This window comes from Stackebrandtia sp., from assembly GCF_035643755.1.
Taxonomy (GTDB): domain Bacteria; phylum Actinomycetota; class Actinomycetes; order Mycobacteriales; family Micromonosporaceae; genus Stackebrandtia.
Genome location: NZ_DASQPW010000303.1, coordinates 1 through 11,571, shown reverse-complemented (window position 1 = coordinate 11,571; position 11,571 = coordinate 1). Strand labels below are relative to the sequence as shown.

Below are 11,571 nucleotides of genomic sequence, written 5' to 3'. Positions count from 1 at the left end.
CCCTGAACTTCGTGCGCAGCCTGGAGGAGGGGGCGCGTTGTCTGGCAGACACCGTGCGCGGTGTTCTCGACGAGATGGGTTCGCAGGACTCCATCACCGCCGCGGACCTCGCCCGCATCAACGCGTCGGTGCACTCGTCGTCCGACAAGCCGTTCGGTGTTGTCGATAACCCCTGGCAGTAAAGGAAAACGCGATGTCCACTCACTACGATTCGTTGAGCCTCGACGATATTCACGTCATCGCCGCCGCCGACTATGCGCACGCGTGCGAAATCGATGAACAGGCCGACGCGTCGCGGGACCTGGTCGCCGCGGTCAATGCCGCGCTGGAACGGTTGCGGCGGGCGCATCGCCATATCAGCCAGGAAGACCTTGAACAGGTGTCGAAGGCGCTGAGCGTGGACGGGAAGCGGCGTGAGGCCAAGGGCGGGATCGCCGACCTGGTGGCGGGCGCGGGTGCGGCGTTTGAGGGGGCCTCGGCGCGGGCGGCCATCGATCGGGTCGTCAAGCTGCACGACACCAGTGGCGCGGGGCGCGACCAGTTGGACGCGCAGCCTGAGACGTTCAGTGTCCTGTCGGCGCAGGTGCGGCGCACCCACGCCCGCTTGTCGCAGTTGCGTGACGATCGGGACGAGTGGCTGAAGTTGGCGCGCCAGAATCCGACGGACCCTCAGCTGGCGGCGGAGTTCGGCACGGGCGGGTTGTGGGACCCCGACCCCGCACGGGTCACCACCGCGATCGGGGACCGCTACGACACCGACGCCCGCGACTACATGCAATCCAACACCGACGAATACCTGAGGCAGGCCGCTTCCCTGGGGGCGCCCGACATATACGACGGGCCTCGGACCCCGCGCGGCAACACGGGTCGCCACGGCGGCGCGGGCGGCGACGCGGGCCCCGCGGGCAGCGGACACCACACGACCCCGGGCCCCTCGCTGCGGCCCCACGACACCACCCCCGACGCGTCCACGGTAGACACACCGCCCCTGCCGCACCGTCCTGACCTCGGCTCCACCCCGAGCCTCCAGGGCCCCGTCACGATGGCACCCGCCCCCGCCGCCCCGACCGTCCCCAGCGGTCTCGGTGCGGGCGGCGTGTTCACCCCGCCCTTGCCCGTGGTCCCGCCCGTGATCGGTGCCCGTGGCACCACCACGCCCGCGATCGCGCCCCGCACTCCCGCTTTGGCCCCGAGGGCGGCGGGCGTCACCCGCCCCGTCATCGGCGAGCGCGCGGGCAAGGCCATCAACGCCTTCGGCCGCCCCCAACGACCCGTCGTGCGGCCCACTCGCCCCGCCAACCCGCTCGCCCGCCCCCCACGCGCCACCCCGCGACCCGAAGAACCCACCACCCGCACCCGGCCGCTGTCGTCAGAACCATTCGGCACCAACGAGTCCCGACCTGGCGTCCGCGCCGCTCCGCCGCGCTCCACCCCGCCCGCGGGACGGGTGATCCGTGCGAACAGGGCCAGCGCCGAGGTGACGCGCCCCGAGTTCACCCGCGCCCCGCGCGCCGCCCACGGCGGCGCCGACAGCCTCAACCGCGCCGTGATACGCAACTCCCGCGCCCTGTCGGCCCCCGCCCAACAGCCGCGACCCCCCGCCCCACCCACCGAGGAGGAGACCGTCGAACCCGTGTGGAACACGACCCCCCACACCGTCCGCCCCGTCATCCGCCCCGGGACCACCGACACCACCAACCAGGACCCGGGCCCGTTCCTCACCCGCCACAACCTCGGACGCCGAGACTGAGGCCCAGCCGCGGCACGGTTGACAAGTGGGACGTCATCGCCGTCACCGACGGCGCGGCGACCGAAGATCGACCCCAATACCCCCTTGGCGAGGCCGGGACGGTCACCGTATGATGTTCGACGTTGGCAGCCGCCTGTTGACACAGGGGCGTGGCGCAATTGGAAGCGCATCGGTCTCCAAAACCGAGGGTTGCAGGTTCGAGTCCTGTCGCCCCTGCCAGCGGAAACGTCCGTCACCCACGAGGTGGCGGACGTTTTTCATGCCCGGGTTATGCCACTCCATAAATACCTAGTATTCGTTCTATTGCCATGACGTTCGGCGCACTCGCCCGTTCGTCTCAGCCAAATGGCCACCATGCTGATCCGCGCCGCCGAGACTCCCCTGGTCGAATGGCATGGCGTTATAACGTGTCCATTATCTCAAGTGGACGGCAACCGTCGATATCTATTACTCTCGATATCAAACCCCTTGGAAATCTTGAAAGGCCGACGCGCGTGAACATTCCCCCAGAACCAGCACCATACGACCAAGGTAAGGACAACCAGTACTACAGCGGCAAACTAGATGACCTTATTGATTTGGTGACGACAGCCCACATTCAGGACAATCCAGATAATACCGTCTACAAAGACGAATCAGATCTATGGAATTGGGTGGCGAAGGTAGGTTTCAGCGGATCGCCCGCCGAGGCCAAGACCTATTTCACCCAGGGCGGCAACATGCCCGGTCCGCCGCCTGGCCACGCGAACTACAACAGCGACGACACCATCGACATCCAACTAGAGGGCGCCGCCTGGAACAAACAGACCTGGTACAAGTACAAGGGTTCGGCCTGGCAGGGCCAGCGCCCGCAGTTCGAGTACTCCAAGCCACATTTCGACCAGGCCATGTCGTACAGCTACGACGGACTGGACAACGGCTGCTTCCTCATGAAGATGTACGAGGACGATCTCACGCCCAAGGGCAACATCACCGAAAACGAGATCGACGACCTCACCAAGGTGAACGTGTCCACCTCCGGCGGCAAGTCACCCACCAGCGGCGCCCAGCAGATCTTCTCCGAAGAAAGCAACGAATGGAACGAGGCCGGCGCGGCCAGCAAGTTCCTCGAACCGTGGCAGGGCCGGATGGCCGAGGTCTTCAAGGGCGCCTATATCGACCGGCTACCGTCCATTCTGGTTGGCCAGTGCATGACGGCCAAGGTGCTGGAGCAGTCCCTGACCATCTGTAAGGACTCCTACCACGGCGTGCGCTGGCAGACCCAGGATCTGCTCGCCCAGGCGATCGAGCTGTTCCAGGTCTACCCGTTCCAAGGTGACGGCTCCTCGGGTGACAGCACCGACTGGAAGACCATCCTCAGCGACGTGTCCGGTGTGGCCACGGTGGTGGCCGGTATATCGACCTTCTTCCCCCCGGCGTATCCGGTGACGGCCCTCGCCACGATCGTGGCCGGCGGGGCGGCCATTGGCGCCAACATCGTCGAAAGCCCCAAACACAAGGAGTCCCTGAGCAACGAGATCAAGCTGGAGGGACACAGCGCCTCGGAGATATACGCCAACTTCGTGCTGCGCATCCAGACATACCTCGGCGAGGTCGACAACACCGAACAGATCCTGAAGAAGACCCTCAGCGACTACAAGACGAAGGTGGAGGACAAGTCGACCGGCGGGGCGACGATCTATCTCACCTTCGGCAACGACCTTCAACTGACCCAATGGGAGTCGTTCTTCGCTCTGAAGAAGCCCGGCGTCGCCAGCATCGATTCGAGCGACTCGTACTCCGACATCTCCAACAGCGACAACATGGGCGCCGCCCCCGCCACCGGCGAGCAGTTCAGTGGCGACCTCAACGAGCTGTTCAAGGTGGGGCAGGTGTACCTGCCGGACCTGGCCAACAACTACGGGGCCCTGACGATCTCGGACGCCAGCGACGGAGTGGAAAAGGGCTTCACCCGCACCTCCGCGGTCAGTACCCGGCAGCGGGACTACACCGAGACCGGGTCCGGCGCCGTATATCCGGCATGGAGCGCGCTGTACACGGTGTTCCGGCAGATGCTCAGCTCCACCGAGGCGAACATGCGGGACGCGGGCAAGGGACTCACGGCGGCGGCGGTGTCCTTCGCACACCACGACAAGACGGCGGCCGGCAAGATCGATCAGACCTATAAGGACCTGCTGTAATCGCCGAACCGGCATGGACAAAGGAGGACACCGATGCGCCGACACCCGAAACGAACCACGTGGCGGTGGGGCATCGGTGCGCTCACCGTGGTGCTGGTCGCGGCGGGTTGCACGTCGAAGGGCCACGTCACTGACGCGTCGTCGAGCCCGTCGGGTTCGCACGCGAAGGGGGTTCCCGAGGGGTGCGACTCGTGGGCGAAAGCCCCGGCCAAGGACGGCATCGAGGTGAGCGCCGCCCGCGCCGAATACGACAAGAAGCGGGTCGACACCGGGCCGGTGATCTTCGAGGCCACGCTCACCGATACCGGCGATCTGGCCGCGGTGGACACCGAGGTGACCTATCGCTTCTACATCAAGGGAAAGAACGTCACCGATCAACTCGGCAAGGACTTCACCAAGGATTACGCGCCGCTGACCGTGGCGCTGATGCTTCCCCGCGATCCCGGCGACGGAAAGCGGATCGACTATCCACGGGGCGGCGAGGTCAAGGGACCGTCCGCTTGGGACGGAAGGCAGATCACCCTCAAGGTGACCACCAAGGTCGGTAGCTGGTGCAAGCCCTCCCCACTGAAAAGCAAAGGATCCACCCATGAGTGACATCGGGGACATGATCAACGACATGACCGTGCGTGCGCAGTCGCCGGACAAGCGCATCCGTGCGATGCTGCGCGGCCGGGGCCTGCCCACCGTTTCCTTCGCGAGCCCGGACGGTTACGCGCAGTACCGCGACGTCGAGTCCCTGGCGAGCCAGGTGAGCACGGCCATCGAGCGCGTCATGGCGGGCGTCGACCAGGGCCGCCGCGCACTGATCAGGGAGAAGACCCATCTGTCCACGGCCGAGGGTCCGCATTGGGACGCGTCTCGCCGCCGCATGCACGAAGAGCTGCGCGACCTCAAGAGCTGGGGCGAATCGGTCAAGGGCGTCGTGCGCGTCGAGACGGTCGGGCTGCGGGCCTGGCGGGTGCGAATCCGCCCGGGGTCGTTGGAACGCCTGAAGGCGGGGGAGTTCCTCCGGGAGGTCAACTCCGCGATCGCCGTAGCCGAGCACGCCCACCGGGTCAACGAGCACGAGGTGAAGGCCAAGTACCTCGGCAGTTTCGGCGCACCGCCGCTGAAACACGAGGTACGCCGCTGAACCGGGGCCCGCACGGGTCGCCGTGCGGGCCCCGGCCGCCTAGCCCCGTCCGGGGTGGTACTTCTTCTGGACGTCGGTGGACTTCAGCTTCACCTTGGCGGTGGAGTCCAGGCGCTGGGCGATGTCGTAGAAGCGGCGCCCCATCTTCGAGCGGGCCGCGATCAGCGGGTGGTTGACCGAGAAGTCGTCCTGGTTGTCCTCGGACGACGCGTACATGGCGTAGCCGATGATCGGGACGCCCGCGGCGTTGTAGATGACGCCCGCCTCGTTGCGCCACTGGTCGCCCCACCCCGCCTTCGTGGCGATCTGGGAGCGCTTGGGGGTCGGCAGCTGGTGGCGGATCCCCTCGTGGAACGCCTCGGCGCAGCGCAGGATCTTCAGCAGGTATTCGCTGGACTTCGCGGACAGCAGCTTGCCCGAGATCAGCCGCTGCCAGAAGTCGTGCATCTCCTTGGCCGAGGTGGTGCCGAGGTACCAGCGGGGGGTGTCGGGGACCGGCTCCAGCTGGGTCGAGGTGTAGCCCAGCGAGGTGAGGTACTTGTTGATCTCGTCGGCCGTGGAGACCTGCGCGCACAGGCGCGAGGAGGAGTCCTCGGAGATGCTCAGCATGAGCGACATGGTGTGCCCGAGGATGATCTCGCTGGGATAGCTGCCGTCGAACGGGATGAGGCCGTCGCCGTCCCACACGATGTACGGGTCTTCGACCTTCATCTTGTCGGACAGCGCGACCTTCCCGCCGTCCACCTTGGTCATCACCTGCACCGCGACGGGCAGCTTGTTGGTGCTCATCGCCTCCACCGTGGTCGCCGAGTCCTGGTCGACGGCGGTGACGAGGCTGCCGTCGGTGTCGGCGACGGTGATGTGCGCGTGCCAGGTGCCCCCGGCCGCCGAGGTCTCGCGATCGAAGATCCTCGCGATCTGCTTGGCGGCCTGCTTGGCGTCGGCGATGTCGGGGGAGTCGGCGCCATCGGCGTAGGCGGCACCGACGCCGGCGCCGGCGGTGGCCACCGCTCCGGCACCGAGCCCGAATTTCAGCGCCGTCCTGCGCTTCATAGAAGGCATAGGGGGGTTCTCCTCAAAGTCACGCATGAAGGGGTTTCGTCTAGTAAGACCGTTTCGGAACCCCGCCAGGTTGACTGCGAGACGTGGGTCACATCAGTAGTCGACGGCGTCGCGAACGATCGGGCAGGTCATGCAGTGGCCGCCGCCGCGGCCCCGGCCGAGCTCCGCGCCGACGATCGTCAACACCTCGACGCCCGCCTGGCGCAGCAGCGCGTTGGTGTGCGTGTTGCGGTCGTAGGTGAACACCACCCCGGGCTCCAGCGCGACGGCGTTGTTGCCGCTGTCCCACTGCTGGCGCTCGCTGGTGTACGGGTCGCCGCCGGTCTCGATGACGCGCAGCCGCCCCACGTCCAGCGCCTCGGCGACCACCTCGGTGAAGCGGCGGTCGCCCTCGTCGGTGACGTGAACGCCCGTGACGTCGTCGGGGCGCAGGGAGATCGCGTGCACGGCGTCCATGATGGGCGGATACGCCGTGACCACGTCGCGGTCGACGAACGTGAACACCGTGTCCAGGTGCATCGCCGAACGCAGCTTCGGCATGCCCGCCACGATCACCCGCTCCGCCGCGCCCGAGGCGAACAGCGCCGCCGCCACCTGCGTGATGGCCTGGCGCGAGGTGCGTTCGCTCATTCCCATCAGGACGATCCTGTTGCCCACCGGCATGATGTCGCCGCCCTCGAAGGTGGCCTGGCCCCAGTCGAGCTCGGGGTCGCCCCACCACACGGTGGCGCCGACGAAGTCGGGATGGAACAGGTAGATCGCCTTCATGAGCAGGGTCTCGTGGCGGCGCGCGGGCCAGTACAGCGGATTGAGGGTGAGGCCCGAATACAGCCAGCAGGTGGTGTCGCGGGTGTAAAGCGTGTTGGGCAGCGGCGGCATCAGGTACTCGCGGATGCCCGTGCCCTCGCGGGCCAGGGCCAGATACTCGGGGCGGCTGCGATCGGGGAGATCTCTTGTGGACAATCCGCCGATCAGGTAGTCCGTCAACTGGCGGGGCGGGATCCGCTCGAGAAACTCCCGCGTGACGTCCACCAGGCCCAGCCCCACCTCGTTGGGGGTGATCTTGCGATCCAACAGCCAGGAGCGCGCCTTCGGGTCGTTCATGGTCTCGGTGAGCAGGTCGTGCAGCTCCACCACCTCGACGCCGCGGCCACGCAGCTCGGTGACGAACGCGGCGTGGTCGCTTTGGGCGTTCTCCACCCACATGACGTCGTCGAACAGCAGGTCGGCGGCGTTGGTGGGCGTCAACCGATAGTGCGCCAGCCCCGGCGCGCACACCAGCACCTTGCGCAGCTTGCCGACCTCGGAATGGACGCCGTAGGCGGCGGAAGCCTGAGCGGACATGACGGACCCCCTCGCGGTCACAGACTGATCCAGCCGAGCGCCAGCGACAGCACGCCCAGCGCGGCGCCGGCGACGGAGATGACGAAGATGACGACCTCGCCGGGCGAGAACACCCGGCGCCCCTGCTCGTTGCGGGCGATGGCGAACAGGATCGTGGCGGGCGCGTACACGATGAACGCCACCAGCACGAACTTCAACCCCGCCGCGAACAGCAGGAACGCGGTGTAGGCGACCGCCAGCGCCGCGACCACCAGCTCCTTGCGCGTCGCGGAGCCCGAAGCCGGCCGCCAGGCGATCTTCAACGCGTACGCCGCCGCCAACAGGAACGGAATCAGCGTCAGCGCGCTGGTCAGATCCAGCGCGAAGTTGAACGCGTCCTCCGAGGCCAGCGTCACCAGCAGCACGATCTGCGCCAGCACCGTCGACATCAGCAGCGCCGCCACGGGAACGTCGTTGGCGCTCGAGCGGCGCAGGAACCGCGGCATGTCGTCGTCCTTGGCGGCCACGAACAGCACCTCGGCGGCCATCAGCGTCCACGCCAGGTACGCGCCCAGCACCGACACGATCAGGCCGACGCTGACGAACACCTCGCCCCAGTTGCCCACCGCCTCCTCCAGTACGCCCGCCATCGACGGCTGCCGCAGCTCCGACAACCGCCGCATCGGCACGATCCCGTACGACACGATCGTCACCGACGCGAAGACCGCGAACACGCTGACGAACCCCAGCACGGTCGCGCGCCCGACGTCCTTGCGGTGCTTGGCATGCCGCGAATAGACGCTGGCGCCCTCCACCCCGAGGAACACGAACACCGTCACCAGCATGGTGCCCCGCACCTGGCTGAACAGCGACCCCGAATAGTCGGCACCGGCGAAGTTGTCGGCGAACACGTGCGGCTTGAAGTAGAACAGCGCCAGGATGACGAACACGATGATCGGCACGACCTTCGCCACGGTCACGACGCGGTTGATCGTGGTGGCCTCCTTGACGCCGCGGCGCACCAGCAGGAAGAAGCCCCACAGCCCCACCGACGACAGCCCCACGGCCAGCCAGGTGTCCCCCGCCCCCAGCCGCGGGAACACCGCGCCCAGGGTCGACATGATCAGCACCCAGTACGTCACGTTGCCCACGCACGCGCTGGCCCAGTACCCGAACGCGGAGAAGAAACCCAGGTACTCGCCGAATCCCGCCTTCGCGTACGCGTACACACCCGCGTCCAGCCGCGGCCTGCGCACCGCGAGGTTCTGGAAGACGAAGGCCAGCATCAACATGCCCAGACCCGCGATCACCCACGCCACCAGGGCACCCGCGACCCCGGTCTCCTCGCCGAATCGCCGCGGCAGCGAGAACACCCCGGCGCCGACCATCGATCCGACGACCATGGCCGTCAGGGTCATCAGCGACAGCTTCACCGCCGCGGGCGGCTGGCCGACGGTGGTGGTGGTTCCCGTGTCATCCCGCATGACATCCCCGCACACTGACCGTTCGAACGGTCTCGTCCGCACATTACCAACGCGGGCGGGGCGGCGAGCCCGCTTCGATCCCATCGGTCGGGGCTTGCGTCCGGACGCCGTTGCTTATACGTTTAACCATCTGAGCCCCAACAGATCCACACCCCGAAGTAGGACCCCCATGAAACGAGCCACCTTCCGCTACGCCGCGATGGGCGCGGGCGCGGCGCTCGCCCTGACCAGCGGCGCCATCGCCCTGGCCGCCACCACCGACGCGGCCCCCACCATCACGGCGATGACCTGGAACACCTGCGCCAACACCTCCCCGCCGACGCACCCCACCGCCAACTCCACCTGCGTGAACGGGCGCCAGACCAACAAGGTCGCCGCGGGCATCAAGTGGCACATGGACCGCCACCCCGGCCTCAACGCGGTACTGCTCCAGGAGGTGTGCTCGGCCGACATCACCAAGCTCTCCTCGACCGACTCGCTCAAGGGCTGGCACTTCTCCTTCGCCCCCATCAAGGACCAGGGCACCGGCTCAAAGCCCACCGCCAAACCCGCCCCCCGCCACTGCGCCACCGACGTCCACACCCACGCCTCCCGCGGCGAATTCGGCGTGGCGATCGGCGTGAAGTCCGCGGCCACCTTCAAGACCCGCTACTTCCCCGACAAGCACCAACCCATGGCCCGCGACCGCTGGAAACACTGGAACGTCCGCCAGGCCGCGATCTGCGCCGACGCCAAGGACCTCGCCGCCACCGTCTGCGGCACCCATCTGACGCCCAAGGACTCGGGCGACGCCGACCACCCCGACGCCTTCTGGAACGCCCAAAAGGGCCAGGCCACCGACCTGCGCGCCTACGCCGAGGCGGGCGCCTACGACACGGTCCTGTTCGGCGGCGACCTCAACCAGGCCGCCCCCGACGGCAAGCACGGCTACGGCGACAAGAGCACCGTCGCGCCCCTCTACGCCGCCTACACCGACTGCGACCAGGCCAACTACGGCGGCAAGCGCGACGGCACGGGCACCTTCCAAAACGCCGACGGCACCCGCGGCAGCAAGATCGACTACCTGTTCACCAACAAGGGCGCCACGATCTCCTGCGCCGTGACCAAGAAGCACGTCTCCACTTCGGACCACATCCCGGTCACCATCACCGTCAAGCGGTGACCGTCATCCCCGACCCCCGCGACCGAACTCGCCAGAGTCGTCGCGCGGGATCGCCACGCCCTCTGTGGGATCAAGTGGTCGACACCAACGTGGGTTTCGCCGAGGTCGGTCACCGCCGACACCCGCCAGTCGCTCGACAGGGATGACCGAGCGACACGAGCGTCCCCAAAACTTTCCCGTGGCGGTTGTAGAAATCCGTCGTGCCCGTTCGTCGGTGGGGTGTAGGCAACGAAACGAAGGAGAACGTCATGACCATCACCGACGCCGTGACCGGTGCGAAGACCGAGATCTCGATGACCGTGGACCTGTCGCCGGGGGAGTGCTGGGAGTTGGTGACCGACGTGTCTCGGGCCGCCGAGGCCAGCCCCGAGTGCGTCGCCGCGGCCTGGCTGGACGTGGAGCGGCCGGGGCCTCGGATCGGGGCCAGATTCATGGGGCGCAACGAGTACGGCAACGGGTTCACCGCCGAGGTGGTGTGCGTGGTGACCGAGGCGCAGGAGCCGCGGCGGTTCGCGTGGGCGGTGCTGGACGACAGCGAACAGCTGGAGCGGGCGCACTCGATCTGGCGGTACGAGCTGGTGCCGGTGGGCGAGCGGAGGACCGAGATCCGGCAGAGCTTCGAGCACGGGTCCGGCAACAGCGGCGCGCGGGAGGGGGAGCGGGAGAACCCCGGGGTGCTGGGGCGGCGATTGGAGCAGCTGCGGCGCAATATGAGTGAGACACTGGCGGCCCTGGTAGGCGGCAAGGCCGAGGAGGTCGCGCGATGAAATATCTGATGCTGGTGTGCGTGTCGACGGAGCCCGTCGACAGCGATGGCGGGGGCATGGACATCGACGAGTGGGTGTCCGAGATGGATGGTCGGGGTGCCCGTGTGATGGGGGATCGGATCAGTCCCGACGCCGACGCCACCCAGGTGCGCGTGCGCGGGGGCGAGCTGTTGGTGACGGACGGGCCGTACATCGAGACCAAGGACCTGATGGCGGGCATCGACATCCTGGAATGCGCCGATCTGGACGAGGCGATCGAGGTCGCCGCGAAGCACCCGATGGCCCGGGGCGGCGTCATCGAGGTGAGGCCGTTCTGGACGGAGTGAGGGAGGCGGTGGCCGCCGCGTACGCCGAGGAATGGGCGCAGGTGGTGGCCACCGTGATCCGCCTGACCGGCGACTGGGACCTGGCGGAGGAGTGCGCCGCCGACGCCTTCGCCCGGGCCCTGGAGCGCTGGCCGCGCGACGGCGTGCCGCGCAGACCCGGGGCGTGGCTCACCACCACCGCCCGGAATCGGGCCCTGGATCGGTTGCGCCGCAACGCCACCGAACAGTCCAAACTGGAGATGGTCGCCACCATGCCCGAACCCGGGGCCCCCGCGCCCGATCTCGAGGACCCCGACGACGACCGGCTGCGGCTGATCTTCACCTGCTGCCACCCCGCGCTGCCGATGAACGCGCGGGTCCCCCTGGCGCTGCGCGGCATTCT

11 protein-coding genes, 1 tRNA gene and 1 pseudogene are annotated in these 11,571 nt (G+C 67.7%); 10 read left to right on the top strand and 3 right to left on the bottom strand.

Features of this window, described 5'->3' with window-relative positions; all coding sequences use genetic code 11:
• The 6 genes and pseudogenes from VE172_RS23975 to VE172_RS23950 all read left to right on the top strand — a co-directional run.
• Nucleotides 1–182, top strand: a pseudogene (locus VE172_RS23975) (hypothetical protein); the annotation flags it as partial.
• Between the two features lie 11 nt (nt 183–193).
• Nucleotides 194–1,750: a hypothetical protein gene (locus tag VE172_RS23970; RefSeq protein ID WP_324804533.1), complete on the top strand. Its 1,557-nt coding sequence runs from the start codon at nt 194–196 to the stop codon at nt 1,748–1,750.
• Between the two features lie 143 nt (nt 1,751–1,893).
• Nucleotides 1,894–1,969, top strand: a tRNA-Trp gene (locus tag VE172_RS23965).
• A 434-nt stretch (nt 1,970–2,403) separates the two neighbouring features.
• Nucleotides 2,404–3,930, top strand: a complete 1,527-nt coding sequence (locus VE172_RS23960; protein WP_324804532.1) for a hypothetical protein — start codon at nt 2,404–2,406, stop codon at nt 3,928–3,930.
• A gap of 33 nt (nt 3,931–3,963) precedes the next feature.
• The gene (locus VE172_RS23955) at nt 3,964–4,527 is read left to right on the top strand and encodes a hypothetical protein (RefSeq protein ID WP_324804531.1); all 564 of its coding nucleotides are present in this window, start codon (nt 3,964–3,966) and stop codon (nt 4,525–4,527) included.
• Nucleotides 4,520–5,065, top strand: a complete 546-nt coding sequence (locus tag VE172_RS23950; protein WP_324804530.1) for a hypothetical protein — start codon at nt 4,520–4,522, stop codon at nt 5,063–5,065. Before VE172_RS23955 ends, VE172_RS23950 begins: the two co-directional genes overlap by 8 nt.
• A gap of 39 nt (nt 5,066–5,104) precedes the next feature.
• Here the strand turns inward: VE172_RS23950 and VE172_RS23945 are convergent, their stop codons facing one another.
• From VE172_RS23945 to VE172_RS23935, 3 genes are all read right to left on the bottom strand, one after another.
• A complete protein-coding gene (locus VE172_RS23945; RefSeq protein WP_324804529.1) occupies nt 5,105–6,118 on the bottom strand; it encodes a serine hydrolase in 1,014 nt (337 codons plus the stop codon).
• Between the two features lie 102 nt (nt 6,119–6,220).
• Nucleotides 6,221–7,471, bottom strand: coding sequence for an arginine deiminase (locus tag VE172_RS23940; RefSeq protein ID WP_324804528.1), 1,251 nt, complete (start codon nt 7,469–7,471; stop codon nt 6,221–6,223).
• Between the two features lie 17 nt (nt 7,472–7,488).
• Complete coding sequence (locus tag VE172_RS23935) at nt 7,489–8,934, bottom strand: basic amino acid/polyamine antiporter (RefSeq protein WP_324804527.1); 1,446 nt, start codon at nt 8,932–8,934, stop codon at nt 7,489–7,491.
• Nucleotides 8,935–9,103: 169 nt separating this feature from the next.
• Here VE172_RS23935 and VE172_RS23930 point away from each other — a divergent pair, with 169 nt between their 5' ends.
• The 4 genes from VE172_RS23930 to VE172_RS23915 all read left to right on the top strand — a co-directional run.
• A complete protein-coding gene (locus VE172_RS23930) occupies nt 9,104–10,096 on the top strand; it encodes an endonuclease/exonuclease/phosphatase family protein (RefSeq protein WP_324804526.1) in 993 nt (330 codons plus the stop codon).
• A 248-nt stretch (nt 10,097–10,344) separates the two neighbouring features.
• Nucleotides 10,345–10,863, top strand: a complete 519-nt coding sequence (locus tag VE172_RS23925; protein WP_324804525.1) for an SRPBCC family protein — start codon at nt 10,345–10,347, stop codon at nt 10,861–10,863.
• A complete protein-coding gene (locus VE172_RS23920; RefSeq protein WP_324804524.1) occupies nt 10,860–11,189 on the top strand; it encodes a YciI family protein in 330 nt (109 codons plus the stop codon). Before VE172_RS23925 ends, VE172_RS23920 begins: the two co-directional genes overlap by 4 nt.
• A partial coding sequence (locus VE172_RS23915) for a sigma factor (protein WP_349258523.1) occupies nt 11,177–11,571 on the top strand: 395 nt, incomplete at its 3' end. The genes VE172_RS23920 and VE172_RS23915, both read left to right, overlap by 13 nt.